The 24,119-nt window shown below is 44.7% G+C and carries 16 protein-coding genes; 10 read left to right on the top strand and 6 right to left on the bottom strand.

Going from position 1 to position 24,119, the window contains the following annotated elements:
- The first annotated feature begins 45 nt into the window (after positions 1–45).
- The 9 genes from B3B27_RS06510 (at position 46) to B3B27_RS06470 (ending at position 12,928) form a co-directional block, all read left to right on the top strand.
- Complete coding sequence (locus B3B27_RS06510; RefSeq protein WP_286847158.1) at positions 46–3,333, top strand: coiled-coil domain-containing protein; 3,288 nt, start codon at positions 46–48, stop codon at positions 3,331–3,333.
- Between the two features lie 124 nt (positions 3,334–3,457).
- Positions 3,458–4,564 (top strand): OmpA family protein, encoded by a 1,107-nt coding sequence (locus tag B3B27_RS06505; protein WP_238841498.1) that lies wholly within the window; start codon positions 3,458–3,460, stop codon positions 4,562–4,564.
- A 272-nt stretch (positions 4,565–4,836) separates the two neighbouring features.
- Positions 4,837–6,981 carry a polyribonucleotide nucleotidyltransferase gene (gene pnp, locus B3B27_RS06500; RefSeq protein ID WP_238841497.1) on the top strand — a complete coding sequence of 715 codons (2,145 nt, stop codon included), beginning with the start codon at positions 4,837–4,839 and terminating at the stop codon, positions 6,979–6,981.
- A 301-nt stretch (positions 6,982–7,282) separates the two neighbouring features.
- Entirely contained in the window at positions 7,283–8,875 is a 1,593-nt protein-coding gene (locus B3B27_RS06495) for a thiamine pyrophosphate-dependent enzyme (protein WP_238841495.1), read from the top strand.
- A 51-nt stretch (positions 8,876–8,926) separates the two neighbouring features.
- A complete protein-coding gene (locus tag B3B27_RS06490; protein ID WP_238841494.1) occupies positions 8,927–9,502 on the top strand; it encodes an indolepyruvate oxidoreductase subunit beta in 576 nt (191 codons plus the stop codon).
- A gap of 1 nt (position 9,503) precedes the next feature.
- A complete protein-coding gene (locus B3B27_RS06485) occupies positions 9,504–10,802 on the top strand; it encodes a phenylacetate--CoA ligase family protein (protein WP_238841493.1) in 1,299 nt (432 codons plus the stop codon).
- 79 nt (positions 10,803–10,881) lie between these two features.
- The gene (locus tag B3B27_RS06480) at positions 10,882–11,307 is read left to right on the top strand and encodes an ACT domain-containing protein (RefSeq protein ID WP_238841492.1); all 426 of its coding nucleotides are present in this window, start codon (positions 10,882–10,884) and stop codon (positions 11,305–11,307) included.
- A 36-nt stretch (positions 11,308–11,343) separates the two neighbouring features.
- On the top strand, positions 11,344–11,703 hold the full coding sequence (locus B3B27_RS06475; protein WP_238841491.1) for a PaaI family thioesterase: 360 nt from the start codon (positions 11,344–11,346) through the stop codon (positions 11,701–11,703).
- A 25-nt stretch (positions 11,704–11,728) separates the two neighbouring features.
- On the top strand, positions 11,729–12,928 hold the full coding sequence (locus B3B27_RS06470) for a PLP-dependent aminotransferase family protein (RefSeq protein WP_238841490.1): 1,200 nt from the start codon (positions 11,729–11,731) through the stop codon (positions 12,926–12,928).
- 122 nt (positions 12,929–13,050) lie between these two features.
- Here the strand turns inward: B3B27_RS06470 and B3B27_RS06465 are convergent, their stop codons facing one another.
- Genes B3B27_RS06465 through B3B27_RS06455 form a run of 3 tightly spaced genes read right to left on the bottom strand, consistent with a single transcriptional unit; the run spans position 13,051 to position 16,449 of the window.
- Positions 13,051–14,259: a sodium ion-translocating decarboxylase subunit beta gene (locus B3B27_RS06465; RefSeq protein ID WP_238841489.1), complete on the bottom strand. Its 1,209-nt coding sequence runs from the start codon at positions 14,257–14,259 to the stop codon at positions 13,051–13,053.
- A gap of 3 nt (positions 14,260–14,262) precedes the next feature.
- On the bottom strand, positions 14,263–16,176 hold the full coding sequence (locus tag B3B27_RS06460) for a biotin/lipoyl-containing protein (RefSeq protein WP_238841488.1): 1,914 nt from the start codon (positions 16,174–16,176) through the stop codon (positions 14,263–14,265).
- 18 nt (positions 16,177–16,194) lie between these two features.
- Positions 16,195–16,449: an OadG family transporter subunit gene (locus B3B27_RS06455; RefSeq protein WP_238841487.1), complete on the bottom strand. Its 255-nt coding sequence runs from the start codon at positions 16,447–16,449 to the stop codon at positions 16,195–16,197.
- 432 nt (positions 16,450–16,881) lie between these two features.
- On the opposite strand from B3B27_RS06455, the gene B3B27_RS06450 reads away from it, so the two are divergent.
- A complete protein-coding gene (locus B3B27_RS06450; protein WP_238841486.1) occupies positions 16,882–19,038 on the top strand; it encodes an elongation factor G in 2,157 nt (718 codons plus the stop codon).
- Between the two features lie 105 nt (positions 19,039–19,143).
- On the opposite strand, the gene B3B27_RS06445 is transcribed toward B3B27_RS06450, so the two are convergent.
- The 3 genes from B3B27_RS06445 to B3B27_RS06435 form a co-directional block, all read right to left on the bottom strand.
- Complete coding sequence (locus B3B27_RS06445) at positions 19,144–20,376, bottom strand: NADP-dependent isocitrate dehydrogenase (protein ID WP_238841485.1); 1,233 nt, start codon at positions 20,374–20,376, stop codon at positions 19,144–19,146.
- Positions 20,377–20,380: 4 nt separating this feature from the next.
- Positions 20,381–21,736 (bottom strand): citrate synthase, encoded by a 1,356-nt coding sequence (locus B3B27_RS06440; RefSeq protein ID WP_238841484.1) that lies wholly within the window; start codon positions 21,734–21,736, stop codon positions 20,381–20,383.
- 83 nt (positions 21,737–21,819) lie between these two features.
- A complete protein-coding gene (locus B3B27_RS06435; protein WP_238841483.1) occupies positions 21,820–24,093 on the bottom strand; it encodes an aconitate hydratase in 2,274 nt (757 codons plus the stop codon).
- Positions 24,094–24,119: the final 26 nt, after the last annotated feature.

Raw genomic sequence — 24,119 nt, 5'->3', positions numbered from 1 at the left:
ACCTTGTGAAATATCTTAATTTATTATTTTTAATTTTTTTAATGTATGAAAAAAAAGTTATTTTTTAAAATTTTTGTCTTTGCAGTAATTGCTGCTTTTGTAACAGTTACCTCTTGTAAAGATTATGATGAAGACATCAGCAAACTGGAAACAGAACTCTCAACATTGAAGAGCACTGTATTGACACAAGCGGAATTGAATACCGTTAAAACGCAGCTGGAAGCTAGCATTAATCAGGTAAAAACCGACTTGGCTGCTGTCAAAACCAAGGCAGACGCATCTGCATCAAAGGCTGAACTTGATGCTGCCATGGCGTTGGTTGTAAAACTGGAGACCTATAACGCTTACAAAGCTATTGTAGACGCTGATCTGGCCAAACTGAAGGCTGATATGGCCAAAGCTGCTACCAAAGAAGAAGTGAATGCAATTAAGGCAACACTTGAGTCAAGCATCAATCAGGTTAAAGATGAGTACGGCGCACGCCTTGCAAACCTGGAAGCTATTTTAAAGATCAAGGATGGCAAGTCTGAAGTATTGGATCAAATTCAACTCGATTTAACAGAACAATTAGCTATGATTGAGGCTAATGCTGCAGAGATAGCCACTGTTAAAGCCGACCTGCTTGCCAAGTACAACGAACTGAAAGCTCTTATTGAAGCCAACAGAATGACTATTGAAGCACTTGATGACAAGGTTGAGGCTTACAAAAGTGAACTCGAAAATGAAATTGCAGATCTTAGAACCGAGCTCACCGGAATGATTATCGATGTATACAGGAGCCTTGATCACCGTGTTTACACCCTGACTTACATTCCCGACTATACTTCTTATGACGGAACTCCGCAGATTGTTGTAAGAGGTATTACAGAATGGATGTTTAACAAACCTGCAAAACAGTTTTATTACACTCCGGACTGGGATTCAGATTGGGATGAGAACTGGTCGGTTAAGCAAATAGGCAAAATCTATAAGGGTATTACCATCCTTCGTTACAACGTAAGCCCGTCGAACGTTCAGATGAGCGATTTCGAAATATACGCACTTCTGCACAAGACCTCTTTGCTGAGATATGCTGATACCAAATCTGCTCCTATCATGTTGACCGGCCAGGCAACATTGGCTAACGGCGTATTGAGCGTTCCTGTAATGGTTGAAGAAAACGACTACGATTATGAAGACGGGAGCTGGTGGGGAAATGATTATCCGAGAGCAGTTTCGACCAAAAATGGTAATGATAAATGGGGATCTAACGTAAGCGTTGCACTTCAGGTGAAAAACATCAATGTGGAAATGGATAACGACGAAAACCGTTATGTAACCTCTACCGAATATGTGAAAGCCAACTTCGACCTTTCAGAAGGACGTATTGCATTGAACGAAGAATCAATGAAAGATGACGGCGACCTTCTTCCTGTAGGAGTTGAGTATGATGAAATAGCTAGCGCATCGTATGCATCGGACATCAGACTCTGGAACGGGAAATCGCAAAGTGGCGACATGACCGACGTCCTTAACCATACCATCAATCTGAACAACTATATTTATGGTATGTTCGATGATTATTATGGAGACTGGGAAAAGATGACAGAGTTCGGCTTCAATGCTCATACATTCAAGTTCAGACGCGTATATCTTGAAAGTGAAGGTGTTAACCAGACCAACGATTATGTTACTTTGAACGAAACTACCGGTGTAATTGGTGTTAAACCTGACGGGAACAAAGTAAACCAGGCTGCCGTAGGACGTACTCCTATTGTGGAAGTAACCGCTTTGGTCAACGGTAAAGTGCATGCAGTTGGTTATATCAAGATCATAATTACCGATGGATTTGATAATTCTCCTGTTAAGTTCGAATTCACGCTGCAAGATTATGTATTGGGATGCAACAGCACATACAAGCTGACAAACGTTGATATCGATGCAATCGACTTCGACCAGGTGTTCAACCACTCACGCATCCAGCTTGGTAAGGATGCATTCTTCAGTGAGTACAAACAGGCCGGGCTGACTGCTGCACAGGTTATAAAAGTATCACCGCCAACACCTGCTGCTGCTACTGTTGGTGTCACTAACGCTGAACATGTTTGGTTCAAATGGGCAATCGATCCGGAAACTCAAAGCGTGAACCTGTACAACTATTTGGAAGGAAACATCCGCAACGATGCTCCTGCTGGTACATACAAAGTGAAGACCATACTGAAATCGACCGGATACCGTCCTGACGTAGAAATTACATGGAACTTCAAGGTAGTATTGCCGACAAATCTGAAATTGACTGCAAATCCGTCATTCTTGTCAAATGGTATCTATAAAGTTGAACCAACGGTTTACTTCCAGGTTCCGACTCCAAAAACTTCTACTCCGTACGAAGGGTTGTTGCAAAATGCATTCGTTCATAACAACTTGGATTTGGACTTTGGTGTACTTGATGCAAATCAACAATGCGATGGTTACCTTAAACCGTACTTTGTTGTAACAGGTGTTCCATCAGGATTCAAGAAAGTAATAGCCGGTACACAATTTGGACAACAGACAGAAGTTCGCAGAAATAGCGACAACGCTCTTGCAGCCACAATATACAATCATACCGGAGCTCCTGCCAACGGATTCGAAACTGGTGGCTTCTATATTGTACTGAACGATCAAACTCATTCTAATCCTCAAATTGGCAACTACAAGCCTTGGAGTGATGCAGCAAAAGAATTGGTTAAAGCTGGTTGGATTGAAGTACAACCAAGAGGATATCTCAATGGACAGGTGCTGAACCATGTTGGTTTGTATAACCCATTCACAGTGATGTTCACCAAACCTCTTTCACTCAACTTTGCCGACAAATATGAATTGTGGGATCAGGGTACAGGTGCAAATCAAAGAGTAAGCATCAATCTTGTAAGAACATCAACTATGTCGCCGTTTAACCCCTGGGTCAATAATTCAGTAATTAAAGACTTCCTGGGTAACGACATTGTATTCTCATCAATTGCAGGAATGGGTGCTAACGACGGAAATAATCACAGAGCACTGGTAGATCATTACGAAATTGAAAGAATTATTTCAGGTGGAACTTATATCCCAACAATAGACTTTAAATTCAATAATCTTACTACCAACTTACCAAATGGCCAGTTACCTTTCGGCATGAGAGTGAAAGCTGATAACGCCAGCGTAGGGACTGCACCTAACTATACAACATTAGTTGTTGCATGGGAAAATGAAACAGGTGGTTCAGTTCAAAATGCATTCGAAATTTACCTGCCGGTATCTATCAATCACAAATGGGGTAAATTAGAAGGTAAGATTACCATTGTGGTTAATCCCGGAACAGGCAACTAAACTTGAACGAAATGAAAAGTAATCATCTGACTGAAAGAGACGCTTTTCAAAAATAACAATCACTAAAAGGCGTCCACAAAAGGTGGACGTCTTTTTCCTATTTCAATTACAAAAATTTATACCTATGAAAAAGTTTTTTATTTATATGTTCGCTTTAGCCCTTTTCCCTGCAATCGCTTCGGCACAAACAAGAGAGATAAAGGAGGAGGGAAAAACGGTTTTTAAACCACATGCTTATCTGCAATTGCAAGGAGGCGCCGCTCATACCCTGGGTGAAGTCTCTTTTACTGATCTGATCTCTCCGGCAGCAGCAATAAATCTGGGATATAAGTTCACTCCGGTTTTTGGCGCACGCATCGGTGCAAGCGGGTGGCAGGCCAAAGGCGCCTGGGTGGCTCCAAAACAGGTTTACGATTTTAACTATCTGCAGGGAAATATTGATATTACTCTCGACATCTTTTCACTGTTCGGCGGATTCAATCCCATGCGAATAGTTAATCCCTACCTGTTTGCCGGTGGAGGTTTTGCTTATGGCTTCAATAACGATGGGGCTAACAATCTGAACACTGGAGGATACCAGCTTGAATATCTATGGAAAGACAACAAAACATTTATTGCCGGCCGTGGTGGACTGGGAATAGATTTCCGGCTAAACAATGTAGTGAGCTTGGGACTCGAAGGAAATGTCAATGTTCTTCCAGATAAATTCAATTCCAAAAAAGCAGATCATCCGGACTGGCAGTTCAATGCCCTGGCAGGTATCAAAATCAACCTGGGAAAGACTTACACAAGAACAGAGCCTATCTACTACGAACCTAAGCCGGCTCCAGAACCCGCTCCAGCTCCGGCTCCCGTACCAAAACCGGAACCGAAGCCAGCACCTGCACCTGTAGTGGTGAAAGAGTTCCCGGTACTGCCAACAGTACATTTTATAAGGGGTAGCGCCCGCATCGACAAAAATAAATACGCTTCAGAACTGGCTACAATAGTATCTACTCTGAAAGAGTTTGAAAACGATGCGGTAGAAATTACCGGATTTTGTGACCACACAGGCACAGATCAGTTAAATGAACGACTGTCACTGCAACGCGCTGAAGCCTTAAAAACATATCTGACAGAACAAGGAATTGACGCATCGCGTATGACAACCAAAGGAATGGGAAAAGACCCGGGGCTCTCGGGTGAAGAAGCATACACCGTGATAGCGCGACGTGTGGAAGTAACAAAGTAGCATCTGCCCGGAAAAGAGTTAAACATTTACAATAACTGCTTTAGTCATCGTATAATTTTTAAAACGATAGGTTTAAATTCATTTTCCGGAGAAGCAGGGATATCCGTAGCGGGTATCCCTCTTTTTTCATAAGATAACTTATAGATATCACCATCAATCAACGATAAAACACCAATCCTTTCAATATTTTATGCTCCTTAATTAATCGTAAAACCAAAACTTTGTGTACCTTTGTAAGATTTTATACAAAGAAAATTACAACTTAATAATTTATGACAAATCCAATTGTTAAGCGGATCGAGTTGGCAGACGGACGCACGATCACGCTGGAGACGGGGAAACTGGCGAAACAAGCCGATGGCTCCGTTACCCTTCGCATGGGTAACACAATGCTTCTGGCAACCGTTTGCGCCGCTAAAGATGCAACTCCCGGAACCGATTTTATGCCTCTTCAGGTTGAATACAGAGAAAAATTTGCCTCTTTCGGAAGGTATCCGGGAGGATTTATGAAACGCGAAGGGAAACCTTCAGATTCAGAAATACTTACCAGCCGGTTGATTGACCGTGCACTTCGACCTCTGTTCCCGGACGATTATCATGCTGACGTTTTTGTAAACGTCATCCTTTTTTCTGCCGATGGCGAGGATATGCCCGATGCGCTTGCCGGACTGGCAGCATCTGCAGCCCTGGCCGTTTCAGACATACCTTTCAACGGCCCTATCTCAGAGGTTCGAGTGGCGCGTGTAGAAGGAGAGTTCGTTATCAACCCTACATTCAAACAATTGGAAAAAGCAGATATTGACATGATGGTGGGTGCTACTATCGACAACATCATGATGGTGGAAGGAGAAATGAATGAAGTATCGGAAGATGAGATGCTTGAAGCTATAAAGGTTGCCCACGAAGAGATAAAAAAACAGTGCCAGGCCCAAATTGAGCTGACAGAGATGACAGGCAAGACGGTAAAGCGTACTTACAACCACGAAGAAAATGATGAAGACCTGAGAAAACAGGTATGGGACAAATGCTACAAACGCGCATACGATATAGCTGCATCACAGAACCCAAACAAGCATGAGCGTATTGAAGCTTTCGAAGCCATTATGTCTGAATTCATTGAGTCGATTCCAGAAGAGGAACGTGAAGAAAAGACACCGCTCGTTTCCAGATATTACCACGATGTGGAGAAAGAGGCAATGCGTCGCTCTATTCTTGATGAGGGCAAACGGCTCGACGGCCGTGCAACTACCGAAGTACGGCCCATATGGAGCGAGGTGGATTTTATCCCCGGGCCACACGGATCGGCACTTTTCACCCGCGGTGAAACACAATCACTCACAACAGTTACACTGGGGACAAAACTCGATGAGAAAATTGTTGACGACGTTCTTGTCCACGGTACAGATCGTTTTCTTCTTCACTACAACTTTCCACCTTTCTCTACCGGCGAAGCCCGTCCACAACGCGGTACAGGCCGTCGTGAGATTGGACACGGCAACCTGGCACACCGTGCACTCAAACGCATGATTCCTCAGGGATACCCCTATGTGATACGTGTTGTTTCAGATATACTGGAGTCCAACGGATCATCGTCCATGGCTACGGTTTGCGCGGGTACGCTCGCCTTGATGGATGCCGGTGTAAAAATCAAGAAACCGGTTAGCGGCATCGCTATGGGATTGATATCGGAGAACAAAGGACAGAATTATGCCATCCTTTCAGATATTCTTGGGGACGAAGACCATCTTGGTGATATGGACTTTAAGGTGTGCGGCACCAAAGACGGGATTACAGCTACCCAGATGGATATCAAAGTAGACGGGCTCTCATATGAAGTTCTGGAAAAAGCGCTGGCACAGGCAAAAGCAGGACGTGAGCATATTATGGGAAAGATGATGGAAACAATCTCCGAACCTCGTGCCGACCTGAAACCGCATGCTCCGCGTATAGAGGTAATTGAGATCCCGAAAGATTTTATAGGTGCAGTAATTGGCCCGGGAGGAAAAATCATCCAGGGAATCCAGGAAGAGACAGGCGCTGTAATCACTATCGAGGAGATCGACAATAAGGGCCGTGTAGAGGTTTCAGCGAACAACAAAGCATCTATCGACGCAGCCATGCTTAAGATAAAAGGCATTGTGGCAGTCCCTGAAGTAGGTGAAGTATATGATGCTACCGTACGCTCAGTTATGCCATATGGCATGTTCTGCGAGTTCCTGCCAGGGAAAGACGGCCTGCTACATATTTCAGAAATAGACTGGAAAAGGCTGGAGAAGGTGGAAGATGCCGGTATTAAAGAAGGAGACAAAATCCAGGTAAAACTGATCGATATAGACCAGAGAACCGGAAAATTCAAGTTATCACGCAAGGTTTTGCTTCCCCGTCCTCCCAAACATGAAAATTCGAAAGGAGAATAAAGTAGCCGGAATGCTCAGTTTTGTATAATCCGGACATAATAGACTGATCGAAAAGTTGTAAAAAACCAAGTTGATCTGCAACTGTTTTAAGCGAACCACAAAAAGGTTCGCTTAATTTTTTTAACAGAGTCTCTGTTATTATACTATATAGAAACAATCTAACTTTATGCATTTAAAGTTTTAAAGGTTTATTTTTTGTACTTTTGTAATCTTAATTCCCAGTTTTATAATAAAACGAACTATTGGCAGCGGCTTTTGCGAAAATCTGCAATTTTCAAAACGCCTGTTTTTAAATAAATTTATGGACAAACAACTTCTATTGGGAGCCGAAGCTATCGCTCAAGCGGCGTTAGATGCAGGGATATCGGGGGTATATGCCTATCCCGGCACCCCTTCTACAGAGATCACCGAATATATTCAAAAGTCGCCGCAGTCTAAAGAGCAACAAGTACGGTCGGCATGGGCTACGAATGAAAAGACAGCTTATGAGGCAGCTTTGGGAATGTCGTACGCAGGAAAACGAAGCCTGGTATGCATGAAACATGTGGGACTTAATGTGGCAGCCGATGCCTTCATGAACTCCTCAATAACAGGCATTCACGGCGGGCTGGTAGTTACGGTTGCCGATGACCCTTCAATGCACTCATCGCAAAACGAACAGGACAGCCGGGTTTACGGCAGGTTCGCCATGATACCGGTACTAGAGCCTGCCAATCAGCAGGAGGCATATAATATTGTACGTTACGCTTTCGGCCTCTCTGAAGAAACCGGGCTCCCGGTGCTTTTACGTATTCCTACACGGTTATCACACTCGCGTGCGGTGGTAACACGGAGCAAGCCGAGGGGACAAAACCCTCTGCAACCTTCTTCAGATAAAGGCCGATGGATCCTATTGCCCGCCAACGCCAGAAAGAACTATCAAAAACTCCTTGAAAAGCAACAGGAGCTTGTCACAATTTCAGAGGCTTCAGAGTTTAACAGCGAGACAGAAGGTAAAGGTACAAAGGCAGTCATAGCCTTTGGCATTGCTTACAATTATGTAATGGAGGTGAACAGGGCAAGTAACCTTAACCTGCCTGTCCTGAAAATTGCACAATATCCTCTCCCCGAAAAGAAAATAAAGGAGTTCACTGACAGATATACCGATATTCTGATTGCAGAAGAGGGTTATCCAGTATATGAAGAGTTGTTGAAAGGGTTTTTTGGCAACGCTAAATTCAGGGGGCGCATGGATGGCGCCTTACCCCGTACGGGCGAACTCTCACCAAATCTTCTTTCAAAAGCTCTACACGAAGGAAGCAGTGACGGGCGACAGTCCCCTCAGATTGTTACGGGACGTCCGCCTATGTTGTGCCGGGGATGCAGCCATCGCGACCTGTTCGATGCCATCAACCGGGCAATGGGCGATTATCAGCAGCAACACGTATTCGGTGATATAGGCTGTTATACACTGGGAGCCCTGCCACCCTACAACACCATTAGCACCTGCGTGGATATGGGGGCGGCCATTACAATGGCCAAAGGGGCCGCAGACGCAGGTATTCGCCCCGCAGTATGCGTAATAGGAGACTCCACCTTTACCCATTCAGGGATGACCGGGTTGCTCGATGCCGTAAACGACAGCTCACCTGTCACCATTATTATCTCCGATAATGGCACCACAGCAATGACTGGAGGGCAGGACTCCGCCGGGACAGATAAATATTTCGATATCTGCAAAGGCATTGGTGTGGAAGAAGCACATATACGCCTTATCGTTCCACTGAAAAAAAATCTTGAGGATAACAGTGCAATCCTCCGGGAAGAGTTCGTTTACGATGGTGTATCTGTAATTATTGCACAACGGGAGTGCGTGCAAACAGCAGTTAAAAGCAGGAAAAGTGAAAAGCAGTAAAATTTAATTTATCTGATATGTAATTGACACCAAAAGAATAATCAGAATAAAATGCAAAAAAACATTATTATAGCCGGTGTGGGTGGCCAGGGGATACTCTCCATAGCTTCAATCATAGACCTTGCGGCAATGAGCCTGGGGCTAAAGGTAAAGCAGGCAGAAGTTCATGGAATGAGTCAGCGCGGAGGCGCTGTTGAGTCGCACCTTAGGATATCATCGGAAGAGATTTTTTCTGACCTCATACCTCTTGGCAAAGCCGATATGATATTATCAATGGAACCGATGGAGGCACTCCGTTACCTTCCGTTTCTGTCACCAGAAGGAGTTATTGTAACGGCGATGGAGCCTTATAAGAACATACCCGGATATCCTGACGGCAATGAGCTGATAAACACTATTAAAAGGTCTGCACCGCATGTACTGGTTGAGACAGAGAAGCTTGCCAAGGACGCCGGAAGTGCTAAAACATACAACGTGGTCATGCTTGGAGCCGCATCACCTTATCTTGGTATAGATACCGGCGATCTGGAAAGAGCAATAGCCATGTTTTTTTCGAGAAAAGGTGAAGATATTGTAACAATGAACCTGAAAGCATTTGGGTTTGGAATAAAAAATGCATCGGAATAAAATGATCTGGAACCCAGAAAAAGAGTGTGCCGATAGGGAGCAGATGCGTGAATGGCAGAGCATCCAGCTGGCCGGAATGATAAAACGGATGTATGAGAACGTTCCGTTTTACCACAATAAGCTAAAAGAGAAAGGTATTGATCCGGGAGATATAAGGAGTATCGATCAGCTGAAAGATCTTCCTTTCACCACGAAAGCCGACCTGAGAGACAACTACCCCTTTGGGTTGTTTACTGTTCCTCAGACAGATGTAGTACGCATTCACGCATCGAGCGGGACTACCGGCAAGCCCACGGTGGTGGGTTATACACGACATGATATTGAACTGTGGGCTGAAGTGGTTGCGCGAAGCCTCACAATGGCCGGTGTCCATAGCGGCGATACCATCCAGATAGCCTATGGTTACGGCCCTTTTACCGGGGGACTGGGATTACATTACGGTGCTGAAAAGACAGGAGCTACGGTTATACCTATATCTACGGGGAACACCAGGAAACAGTTGCAGTTTATGACCGACTTTAATGCAACAATTCTGGCATGCACGCCTTCATATGCGGCACATCTGGGAGAAAGCATAGCGAAAGAGGGTATCTCACCGGCTGATATCAAGCTCCGCACCGGCATCTTTGGTGCTGAACCATGGACAAACGAAATGCGAAAAGAGATTGAAGAGCTGCTGCAAATAAATGCATTTGACATATACGGGCTTAGCGAGGTCATTGGGCCCGGAGTATCCATGGAGTGCGAATTCCAGTGCGGGAACCATGTGTTTGAAGATCATTTTATCCCGGAGATTATCAACCCTGAAACACTGGAGGTACTCCCTGAGGGAGAACTGGGTGAGCTGGTTTTTACCACAGTAAGTAAAGAGGCTATGCCTCTGCTGCGATACCGGACACGCGACTTGACTCGCCTGTACAGGGAGAAGTGTGACTGCGGACGGACACTCGTGCGAATGAACAAATGTCTCGGCCGAACTGATGATATGCTTATAATACGCGGTGTAAACGTATTTCCATCGCAGGTGGAATCGGTGCTCCTTGATATCACGGGAACATCTCCTCACTATCAGCTTATCATACAACGGGAAAACAACCTCGACAATCTGGAAATACGTGTCGAGGTTGACGAGAAAAGCTGGTCGGATAGTATCCGCGAGCTGGAAGGTATTCGTCGACGTATCGACCACAACATCAAGAGCATGCTGGGTATCAGCGCAGCAATCAAGCTGGTGGAACCAAACAGCATTGAACGCTCTGAAGGGAAAGCGAAACGGGTTATTGATCTCAGAAAATATTGAGACATAGCACAAGAAGAGAACATTCAACTCTTTTCAACTGTTTAATCAATATACGTCTCTATATAAAACAATAAAATCTATGCTCATTAAACAACTGTCCGTTTTTCTGGAGGACCGGTCGGGGCGTCTTACCGAGTTGACCCGTATACTGGCTGAAAACGATGTAAACATCACTGCATTGAGTGTGGCCGAAACAGCAGATTACGGCATCGTACGGCTGGTGGTTGGGCGACCCGAAACAGCAAGAGAAGCGCTTGAAAAAGCGGGTTTCTCAATTGGATTAACCGACGTTGTCTGCGTTAATATGCCTGACCAGCCCGGTTCGTTATATCAGATTCTGAAGATTCTGACCGAAGCAAACATCAATATTGATTATATGTATGCCTTTTCAAATCGCGATGTGGCGCTCGCCGTCATCCGTGCAGCCGATATCGAACAGGTTATTAATGTCCTGCACAGTAACAGCCTTACACTCCTTTCACAAAGTGATATATACCAGTTATAGATGTATCGAGACGATGCAATTAACACTTCTTGCTTGATGAAAGATTCATTTTCAGAACTATGCGGCCTGGAGCTGATTGAAAACCGTCCCGGTTATGCAAAAGCCAGGGTGAGGATCAACGATAACCACCTGAACAGCGTGGGTGTGGTACACGGAGGGGTGCTCTTCACGCTTGCGGACTTCTGCTTTGGCAAGGCTGCAAACGCTTACGGAAAAGTTGCGTTGACCATCAACTGCAGCATCTCTTTTTTTGTGAAATGTACCACAGGAACTCTGACAGCCGAAGCGGAGGAGATGAACAAGAGTAACCGGCTAAACTCCTATAGTGTAAATATAAGAAACGAAGCTGGAGTGCTGGTGGCACATTTTACTGGAACGGCGTACAGTTTTGAATAGATATTTTAATTTTTAATTGATTAATATGACCAGATTTGCAAGCAGCGTTTCGTGCCTCCGCTCTTCGGAGATTCGGGACTTGATGAGCCTGGCAACGGCTCCCGATATTATTTCTTTTGCCGGTGGTATGCCGGGCAATGAACTATTTCCTCTCGAAACCATCGACAAGATATATAATTCCCTCACTGAAGAAGAGAAACAGACAGCCCTGCAATACGGGCCCACCACCGGGCTACCAACATTATTGGAATCGCTGTCAGAATATTTGGAGGCAAAAGGATTGCCGGTGAAAAAAAACCGTTTGATCATCACTACCGGATCGCTGCAGGCAATCCATATCCTGGCAAAAGCATTTATCGACCCGGAAGATCCGGTTTTGGTTGAAACACCCAGTTTTATTGGAGCACTTTCAGCTTTCCGTGCCTGCCAGGCAAACTTAATCACCATCCCGTTAAAAAGGGACGGTATGAATATTGAAATGTTAAAGGAGAGGCTGGAATCCACACGGCCAAAGCCAAAATTTCTCTACTATTCGCCCAACTTCCACAATCCCGCCGGTATCATCTACTCCAAAAATATAAAACAACAGATGATTGATCTGCTGAAGGATCAAGATATCCCCCTGATTGAAGATGACGTGTACAGCGATCTCTACTTTTACGAAGAGGACCTGCCTGAGATGCAACTCATAAAAGCGATGGACCCGGAAGGAGTAGATGTGTGCTTCACAGGTTCTTTCTCCAAGATATTGGGGCCGGGACTACGTTTGGGCTGGATGCTGGTGCCGGAATCGATATACAGAAAATGCGAACTGATCAAGCAATCAATTGATGCCTGTTCACCCAGCATCTCCCAGGTAATTGCCGATAAATTCATTAGGGGCGGATATATACATGACTACACTGAAAGTGTAAGGAAAGAGTACAGGAAACGGGGATTGGCCATGACCGAAACACTGGAGAAATGTTTACCGCATTATGTATCATTCGAAAAACCACGAGGTGGCTTTTACACATGGCTGCACTTGCCGGAAGGGAACGACTCTGCAGCCGTATTGAAAAAAGCCATTGAAAAGGGAGTGGTCTTCGTTACTGGAAAAACATTCGACCCGGATGGGATAAAGAACAACAATATGCGGGTATCGTTCTGTAATACCGACGTAGGAACAATACATCGAGGCATACCTCTTCTGGCGGAAGCTATACGCGAAGTGTTCGGCTCGTAAGCCGCACACTTCGCAATTTCTTTTACAGCCATCTAAAGCTTAGTATACTGTCTTATTCTGTTTGACTATAAACCTCTCGGCAATTTGTACAAACCTTCGTTAATCAGCCGGTTTAGTCTAAATCAACCTAAGAAAGAAATAAGCACACCCGCAGCCACAGCCGACCCTATCACACCTGACACGTTACTTGACATGCAGTACTGCAGTATGTGGTTCGATTTGTCATATTTCAACGCTACCTCATTGGCTACACGCGAAGCCATTGGCACGGCACTCAGCCCGGTAGCGCCTACCAGAGGATTGATCTTCTTTTTCGAGAACTTGTTATAGACCTTCACTCCCAGAATTCCACCGGCCACTGAGATAGCAAATGCAAGGAAACCGCCGACAATAATACCCAGTGTCTGTGGATTGAGGAACACTTCGGCTGTCATGGTTGCGCCAACCGTAAGCCCGAGAAAAATGGTAGCCGTATTCATGATAGGCCCGGAGGCTGCTTCAGCAAGCCTGCCGGTATTGGTACCGATCTCTTTAACCAGGTTACCGAACAGTAGCATTCCCAACAACGGAGCCGCAGAAGGTACAATAACCGAAACTGCAAGGCCAAGCACTATGGGAAAAATAATCTTTACCGTTTTCAGATGCTTGATCTCGTGCTTTGGCGGATATTTTTTATCCATCTTCTTCATGTGAATCTTAAACTCACTCTCTGTCATCAGCAACTTTGCAACCGCAGGAATTATTACAGGTACCAGCGCCATATAGGAGTAGGCAGCAATAGCAATAGGCCCGAGAAGGTGGGGTGCCAGCTTAATGGTAGTATAGATAGCCGTAGGCCCGTCGGCTCCCCCGATAATTCCCAGCGATGCAGCCTCAGGCAATGAAAATCCTATCATGACAGCAGCTAAAAGTACGGTGAAGATGCCAATCTGTGCAGCCCCTCCGAAAAAGGCGAGCTTCAGGTTTCTCAACATCGGGCCAAAGTCGGTCAGTGCCCCCACCCCCATAAAGATAATGGGCGGAAGCAGGCCGGTTTTAATAAGTCCATAGTAGAGATAATTCATTATTCCATACTTTTCAGCAATTTCCAACAAATTCATGTAACTGCCGTCGGCATTATGAACTAAGGCTGTATCTACTATACCAAGCCCGGCTCCCGGCAAGTTGGCCAGCAGTACGCCAAATCCAATCGGTACAAGCAGTAGGGGCTCATACTGTTTAAAGATTCCAAGATATAATAAAACAAATGAGATTATCCACATAAGGACCGTTTCCCATCCAAGGACACCGAATCCCGTCATTTCTGTCAAACTTGAAAAAATTTCACTCATCGCCTACTGTATTTTAATGAGTACATCATCTTCATCTACTGAATCGCCATTGGCAAAACATATCTCCGTCACCTTACCATTCTCTTCAGAAGCAACGGCATTATAGGTTTTCATCGATTCAATATAACCGATAATATCACCAGCCTTAACACTATCACCCACCTTAAGTGCAGTTTCAGAAGAGTCTTTCGTCAGGAAGAATTTGCCTTCAAGCGGTGAAAGCACCTCTTTTAGCTTGCCCGTTGCGAGCGCAACATCAACAGCGGGGGCCTGCTTTGCAGGAGTTGCTGCGTTTGAAGGCTGCGGCTGAGACATACCATTGGTAGATTCAGGATAGGAGATATTAACAACATACTCTTCATCATCAATGTTTATTACAAGGGTTCTTGGCTGGAAACCGCTTCCATTGGCTGCTTCCGTAATTGACTGCGGAACCTGGTTTAACGATGACTCTTTTTCTGCTTTTCTTTTTGCCAGATCAGCTTCAAAAGATCTCTTTGCCTCACCCGATTTGTAGGCTCTGTATTGTTCGGGATGCATAGCCAGCTCAAACAACTCTTCTTCGTCCCGGCCCAACTCCCAATTATTTTTCTTCATCTCTGCGCGGAACTCATCCAGCTGATCGGGATAGAGCTCCTGAGGATTGCCTGAATAAAACTCAAAACCTTGCTGTTTTGCCATCTCCGTTATCTCGGGAGCCAATTCGCCGGTAAGCTTACCCGACTTTCCTAAAATCATGTCCCATATATTGTCTGCAATCATCGACCAGCGCTCTTTCCCTTTCTCAAGTTGCAGAACGTTCATAAGCGCCAGGTTCTTGACATACTGGCTGAAAGGTGTAACCAAAGGGGGATAACCAACCTTGGGCCATACATATGTCACCTCTTCAAAGAGCTTGACCAGTAGGTCGTCCTGTGTAAGTTCAGGTTGTCCGTTTTTGGCTTTCCATCTGTTCAGTGAAGCCAGGTTGTTTTCCAGGTCTGACATAAGGCTTCCCATCATTCCGCCTGGTAACCCCGGGCCTATAAGCAAAGAGTTCATCAACCTGTTTTTCGGATTAATATAATATCCAAGGAAATCATCGATATATTTTTGAGTGAGCGATCGTACTTTCATATAAGCTTTCATGTTGATTTCCGGCACGTTGAAACCTGCATCCTTCAGCATTGCCTGTACAGCCAGCAGATCGGCATGTCCCGTACCCCAAGACAAAGGCTCCATGGCCACATCTATATACTCTGCACCTGCATAAGCCGACTCCAGAATTGAAGCCATCTGAAAACCCGGGCCTGCATGACCATGGTATTGAATAGGAATAGCGGAATGTCTTTTCTTGATATTTTTTATGATCTTGCCAATAGTTGCCGGACGGCCTATACCCGCCATGTCCTTGATACAGATCTCATCTGCACCCATTTCTACAAGTGTATCTGCCAGGTTTGTGTAATAATCAACTGTGTGAACAGGCGATACGGTAAGGCTGAGTGCAGCCTGTGAAATCATTCCCGCCTCTTTGGCAAATTTAATTGAGTTCTCAAGGTTACGCGGATCATTCAACCCGTCAAACGAACGTGCTATATCGGTACCCTGTTTTTTCTTCACCTTGAACATCATCCTGCGAACATCGGCAGGTACCGGGTTCATACGAATACCATTCAGTCCCCTTTCAAGCATATGTGTCTGAATACCCGCATCGTTAAAGGGTTGCGTCCACTCCCGGACAGCCTTGTTAGGATTTTCACCAAACAGCAGGTTTATCTGTTCAAACCCACCACCGTTTGTCTCAACCCGTGCAAAGCAACCCATATCTATTATTGCGGGAGCAACCTCTGTAAGCTGTTCCACCGTGGGTACATACTTACCTGAAGATTGCCACATGTCTCTGTACAAAAGACTGAATTTAATCTCTTTTCTCATGTATAATATATTTTAGATTTATTTTTTTTCTATTGAATCAACTTTTCCCTTACCCTTTGTCACCACATCCACAGCAGCAACAATCGCGGCTAACTTTTTGGAATGAGCTTTCTTACCGGCACTCTTCCCATCTGCGTTGTTGTCTGACACCGTGATAAACCGGTTGGTGAGCATAATTACCAAATTGCCTATTACAACCACCAGGCTAAGTATAATTAAAACAGTAACCATTCCCACGACTAAAAGGCCTAATGCCGAGTTTAAATTTTCCATATATATCTGTTTTCCAGTTTAAATGATGATAACCCTAAAAAAAACTAATTGAAAGAAATAGGGTAATTTTAACACGAGAGTGCAATTTCTGAAGATCAAAAGTACAAAAAATATTCTGCTTTTTGCACGGGAAACAACATATTGTGCAAATTAAATATTTTTTAAACTGTCTTTACGTTCTTTAATCCCCAATAACAACCTGAATTTTGCCAGGCTGTCTATCCCTATTTTAAAAAATAATCAACTGTTTTTCAAGCATCAAAAGGTATATTAAAAATATATGTTTTATAACATAATCGCAACATTTTTCTTTATCATACGTTTTTTATAAATTGCAGCGCAATTGACAAAAGCACGACTTTGCGGCCCAATGTAGGATCGCAAAGTCTTTTTTCATACGAAAATAACTATTTATATTAATATTTTCTTATCATGAAAGTTTACAAGACTAACGAAATTAAAAACATTGCCCTTATTGGCAATTCAGGCTCGGGTAAGACCACTCTCGCAGAAGCCATGCTCTTCGAGTGTGGTCTTATAAAACGACGCGGCACCATTGATGGAAAAAACACCGTGAGCGACTATTTCCCTGTGGAAAAAGATTATGGGTACTCGGTTTTCTCCACTCTGCTTTCATACGAATGGAAAGATAAGATGATGAATTTCATCGACTGTCCCGGCTCAGATGATTTTGTAGGAGGAGTTGTTTCCGCACTCAATGTAACCGATATGGCGCTTATGCTTATTGACGCAACCAGCGGTGTAGAGGTGGGTACCATCAATCAGTTCCGCTATGTTGACGAATTAAGAAAGCCAATCGTGTTGTTAGTTAATCAGATGGATCATGAAAAGGCCGATTATGATAATACCCTTTCAAGTTTAAAAGATCTGTACGGCAGCAAGATAGTACCTGTACAGTATCCTGTTGGCAGCGGCAATACTTTCAACGGGATTGTGGATGTACTGAAACAGAAACTATATAAATGGGAACCCGGAGCTACAGCTCCTGAAGTGCTTGATATCCCCGAAAGTGAAAAGAAAAAAGCCGACGAATATTATCAGGCTTTGCTTGAGGCTGCAGCTGAAAATGATGAAGGGCTTATGGAAAAATACTTCGACCAGGGCACACTAACTGAAGAGGAGATGCGCGACGGCATTCAGAAAGGCATGCTCAGCCACTCACTCTTCCCTCTGTTCTGTGCATCCGCCGAAAAAAACATGGCTGTACATCGCATCATGAACTTCCTTAATATGGTTGCTCCTTCGCCAGCCGACGTACCAGCACCAGTTAACAGCGAAGGAGATGAGGTAAAACCCGATGCATCGGCATCCGAGAGCCTCTTCTTCTTTAAGACAACTGTTGAGCCGCATATTGGAGAGGTATCCTATTTTAAAGTAATGTCCGGGTCAGTGAAAGAGGGTGACGATCTAACAAATGCAGACCGCGGCTCTAAAGAGCGCTTGGCTCAAATTTACACAGTTGCGGGACAGATCCGCACCAAAGTGGAAGAGTTGCAGGCTGGCAGCATTGGTGCAGCAGTCAAGCTAAAAGATGTCCGTACAGGCAATACGCTTAATGCAAAGGGCACGGAAAACAGATTCAATTTTATCAAATACCCCGAACCTCGTTATCGCAGAGCTATAAAGGCAGTAAATGAATCGAACACCGAAAAACTCAGCGAGGCACTCACCCGCATGAAGGAAGAAGATCCAACCTGGCTGGTTGAGAACTCCAAAGAGTTGAAACAGATAATTGTTTCCGGACAAGGTGAATTTCATCTTAGAACCTTGAAATGGAGACTTGAAAACAACGATAAGATTGAAGTGGAATTCATGGAACCGAAGATTCCTTACCGCGAAACCATTACAAAGGCTGCACGAGCTGACTACCGTCACAAAAAGCAGTCGGGTGGAGCCGGCCAGTTCGGAGAGGTTCACCTTATTGTAGAGCCTTATTCAGAAGGAATGCCCATGCCTGAGGTATATAGGTTTAACGGACAGGAGTACAAGGTGCAGAATCGTGACACCCAGGTAATAGAACTCGACTGGGGCGGGAAACTGGTCTTCGTGAACAGCATTGTGGGTGGCGCCATAGATTCCCGCTTCTTGCCTGCAATACTTAAAGGAATAATGGGACGTATGGAACAGGGCCCGCTCACAGGGTCTTACGCCCGCGACGTACGTGTGATTGTGTACGACGGAAAGATGCACCCTGTCGACTCCAATGAAATCTCATTTATGCTTGCAGGGCGAAATGCATTCAGTACAGCATTTAAAAATGCAGGCCCAAAGATTCTTGAGCCAATTTATGATGTGTCGGTTTCCGTACCGGGTGAATATATGGGTGATGTGATGAGCGACCTTCAGGGACGTCGCGCCATGATCATGGGTATGGAAAGTGAGAAAGGTTTTGAAAAGCTTAAAGCAAAAGTACCCCTTAAGGAGATGAGCACCTATTCCACATCCTTAAGCTCTATTACCGGGGGGAGGGCCTCTTTCTCAATGAAATTTTCCAACTACGAGCTTGTACCGTCCGACATTCAGGACAAACTCTTGAAGGAATATGAAGCTCAGGAAAAAGAAGAGTAATCCTCAAACCAATTTTTGAGGCCATTCACATACTACTGTTAAGGGCAGCCCTTTTTGGACTGCCCATATTTTTTACATAGTACCATCCGGATTACTGTTCTCTTTTTAATCCTTCTCTACAAGCTTTAACTCCAGATTCCGTTTCAGTGCTTTCAAAAACTCCTGGGTTGTCAGCCAGGTATCACGCGAAGCATCGCTGCCATAGGCCAGTAGCGCCAGATCTTTTGTCATCTCTCCTGCTTCAATGGTCTCTATGCACACCTTCTCAAGTTTATTACAGAAGCCAGTCAACAGCTGGTTGCCATCAAGCTTGCCCCGGTGCGCCAATCCCCGCGTCCACGCAAATATTGATGCTATCGGGTTGGTGCTCGTCTCTTTCCCCTGCTGATGCTGTCGATAGTGCCTTGTTACGGTCCCGTGAGCCGCTTCAGCTTCAATGGTTTTTCCGTCTGGAGTAATAAGCACCGACGACATCATCCCCAGTGAACCGAATCCCTGGGCAACCGTATCGGACTGAACATCACCGTCGTAATTCTTGCATGCCCACACAAAGCCGCCACTCCACTTCATTGCCGATGCCACCATATCATCTATAAGCCGGTGCTCATAAGTGATACCAGCTTTCTTAAACTCTTCCCTGAATTCATTCTCAAACACTTCCTGAAAAATATCTTTGAAACGCCCGTCATACGCTTTCAGAATAGTGTTTTTAGTGGACATGTAGAGCGGATAATTTCTGGCAAGTGCCATCCGGAATGATGAACGGGCAAACCCGTAGATCGATTCATCGGTGTTATACATGGCCATTGCCACCCCGTCGCCGCTGAAATTATATACCTCCCAGCTTTGCGTTTCTCCATTTTCGCCGGTAAAAGTCATTCGCAACGTACCCTTACCTTTAATGACGGTATCCGTAGCACGGTACTGATCTCCAAAGGCGTGACGCCCTATGATAATCGGTTCTGTCCACCCGGGCACATATCGCGGAATATTTTTACAGATAATTGGCTCTCGAAAAACCGTTCCACCTACAATATTCCGGATTGTCCCGTTGGGCGATTTCCACATCTTCTTCAGGCCAAACTCCTTTACTCGTGCTTCATCGGGTGTGATGGTAGCACATTTAATTCCCACATTATACTTTTTGATAGCTTCCGCTGCCTCTATCGTTACCAGGTCACCGGTTGCATCACGATTCTGTATGCTCAGGTCGTAATACCTTATATCCAGGTCGATATATGGCAAAATCAACTGTTCTTTTATAAACGACCAGATGATGCGAGTCATCTCATCACCATCAAGCTCTACAATTGGATTCTTTACTTTAATCTTTTGCATTTTATTATCTTTCATTCATCGGTACAAAGGACTGTTTCTCCCGCACATTTTTATATGCAGGGCGTATCAGGCGTTTACTGGCGAAATTCAACTCCTCGATACGATGGGCAGACCACCCAACTATGCGGGCCATGGCAAATAGAGGCGTAAACACTTCAAACGGCAATCCTATAGCATCATACACAAAGCCTGAATAGAAATCTACGTTGATGCAGGTATTCGCTTTGGCTGTGAGCTTTTTGGCATCTAAAAACACCTTAATGGCACGTTCTTCAATAAGTTCCATAAATTCGAATTCCTCTTCCCTCCCCTTCTCTTTAGCCAGTTCACGAGCCATTTTTTTAAGAATTACTGCACGTGGATCACTGATAGTATATACTGCATGGCCAATTCCATAAATCAGCCCCGAACGGTCATATGCCTCTTTTCTGAGAATTTTGTTAAGGTAATCGTCCACCTGATTCACATTTTTCCAGTCTTTTACACTTCTCTTCATATCTTCAAGCATCCCCTGAACCATAATGTTTGCACCTCCATGTAGCGGACCTTTCAATGAACCTATACCTGCCGCAATAGCTGAATAGGTATCGGTTTCGGTTGAACTGGTTACCCGGACGGAAAAGGTGGAGTTATTACCTCCGCCATGTTCTGCATGAAGTATCAGCGCCAGATCAAGGATCTTTATATCAAGTTCGGTATAATTATTGCGCCCTTTCATCATAAATAGGAAGTTCTCTGCAACCGAGCGATCCTCGTAAGGGTGACGAATATGCAACGAGCGCCCCATACGGTCATGCCGGAGAACCTGATAGGCATAAGCAATTATTGTTGGAAACTTAGCAATAAGATTTACAGACTGCCTGATAAGGTTATCGGGAGAGATATCATCAGGATTTTCATCATATGCGTACAGCTCAAGAACACTTCGTGCCAGAATATTCATAATATTCTTCCCTTTTAATGAAAGGATATTCATGGTAGCCGTGTGATTAAGAGGCATCGTTTGAGCAATTAAACTGTTTGCTGCTTCCAGCTCCTCTCTGTTTGGCAACCTGCCCGAAAGCAGAAGAAAAGCTGTTTCTTCAAAACCCAACCTGTTTTCTAACTGAATACCCTTTACCAGCTCTTCCACATCCATGCCCCGGTAAAACAGTTTTCCGGGAACTGGCTTCAGGGTACCATCTTCCAGACGCTCATAGCCCACCACGTCACCAATACGGGTAAGCCCTGCAAGTACACCGGAATGGTCCTCATTACGAAGCCCTCTTTTCACACCCATCTTGGTGAAAAGTTCTTTATCAATATTGCTTGTAAAAGCAATGGAATCTGATAAAGTTTTGGTTAATAGCTCGTTTGTCATTTTTGAAAATTCTATTTGTTAATTTGTCAGTTTTTTATTTAATCCATTCTCTTTACTATTAAAATCTAACTTTATCTCTTCCATCATATCTCAAGGTTGTTATTCCTTCTCATTGCATTTAATGCGCTTCCGGCTTTAAACCACTCAATCTGCTGCTTATTATATGTATGTGATGCTTCAAAGTTGTCTTTTGTCCCATCTGCATGCAGCAACTCTATCATCATATTTTTGCCAGGAGCAAACTCTTTCAATCCCTTAACACTTATTTTGTCTCTCTCCTGCACCTTTATATAATCATCCTTATTTACAAATGTAAGTGCCAGCATTCCCTGTTTTTTCAGGTTAGTTTCATGAATCCGGGCGAAAGATTTAACCAAAATCACTTTCACATTCAGATGACGCGGTTCCATGGCGGCATGCTCCCTGCTCGACCCTTCGCCGTAATTCTCCTCTGCAACTACTATAGAGCCCAGGCTCTTCGACTTAAACATGCGTGCCAGCTTAGGTACTGGAGTATATTCAAGTGTCTCAGGATTGAGTACGGCATTTGTTCTGTCGTTGAAAGCATTTACCGCACCAATGAGCATATTGTCGGATATATTATCAAGGTGCCCACGGAAACGGAGCCATGGCCCCGCCATTGATATATGGTCGGTTGTACATTTTCCTTTTACTTTGATAAGAAGGGACAGTTCAGTATAGTCCTCTCCGTCCCATACGGAGAATGGTTCCAGTTTTTGGAGCCTTTTCGAATCTGGATCGATGGTAATCACAACACTCTTCCCTTCACCCAATGGTGCCACGTAGCCTGTATCCTTCACTTCGTAACCTCGGGGAGGGAGCTCAATACCGACAGGTTCGGAGAGCTTTACCTGTTCTCCCTTTTCGTTGGTGAGAGTATCGGTCAAAGGGTTAAAGCAGAGGTCGCCGGCAATAGTAAGAGCTGCCACCAGCTCAGGGGATGCAACAAAAGCATGTGTGTTGGGATTTCCATCGTTGCGCCTGGCAAAATTTCGGTTGAAAGATGTAACTATTGAGTTCACACGGTTATCGGCTACATCGTCACGTTTCCACTGGCCAATACAGGGGCCACAAGCATTGGCAATAACAGTAGCTCCCGCATCCTCAAATATCTTTAGAATACCGTCGCGTTCGGCTGTATAACGAATCTGCTCCGAACCGGGATTGATCAGAAAACGCGCTTTCACCGGCACACCATCTTCACGTGCCTGGTTCACTATGGAGGCTGCCCGTGTAAGATCTTCGTACGATGAATTTGTGCATGACCCTATCAATCCCACCTCCATTCTCCGGGGATAGTTATTCGTCCTTACCGCATCGCCGAATTCAGAAATAGTATAAGCTGCATCAGGCGTAAAAGGCCCGTTAATATGTGGCTCTAACTCAGAGAGATCTATTTTGATAAGCTGATCATAATATTTTTCGGGATTAGCTACAACTTCGGGATCAGGCTGCAGATATTCCATCAGCCCGCGTGCAGCATCGGCCAAATCCTTTCTGCCGGTACTCTCAAGGTATATCGCAGATTTTTCATCGAAAGGGAAGATTGAAGTTGTAGCCCCCACTTCGGCACCCATGTTGCAAATAGTGCCTTTTCCTGTTGCCGGGAGTGTCTCAGCCCCTTCGCCGAAATATTCAATAACGGCGTTTGTACCACCTTTAACAGTAAGGATACCGGCCAGTTTCAGGATAACATCCTTTGGGGCGCTCCATCCCGACAGCTTTCCGGTAAGTTTTACCCCGATAAGCTTTGGCATTTTCAGCTCCCATGGCAGTCCGGCCATAACATCCACGGCATCGGCACCACCAACACCAATTGCAATCATGCCCAGGCCACCGGCATTGGGCGTATGAGAGTCGGTACCAATCATCATCCCGCCGGGAAAAGCATAGTTTTCAAAGACTACCTGATGTATAATGCCTGCACCTGGTTTCCAGAATCCGATGCCGTATTTATTGGAAACATCCTTCAGAAATTCATATACCTCTTTATTGGTAACTTTTGCAGTCTCCAGATCTGTTGTGGCATTCTGATATGCCTGGATCAGATGATCACAGTGCACTGTGGAAGGTACAGCCACGCTTGTACGACCGGAGTTCATCAGTTGCAGAAGGGCCATCTGTGCGGTAGCATCCTGCATGGCCACACGATCGGGTGCAAAATCTACATAGTCGGTGGCACGCTTGTAATTTTTAACCTGAACACCTGGCGAGAGATGGGAAAAAAGAATTTTTTCAGTATAAGTCAAAGGACGTTGTAAAATCTCTTTTACCTGTTTAATTTTTGCTGGGAGATCTTCATAAACCTCACGAATCATATCGATATCGAAAATCATACTGTTGATGAGTATTATAGTTGATG

The sequence above is a fragment of the Proteiniphilum sp. UBA5463 genome (genome assembly GCF_002427225.1).
In the GTDB taxonomy this organism is placed as follows: Bacteria; Bacteroidota; Bacteroidia; order Bacteroidales; family Dysgonomonadaceae; genus Proteiniphilum; species Proteiniphilum propionicum.
Note: the sequence above shows the minus strand (reverse complement) of the source record. Positions and strands in the feature narration are given on the sequence as shown.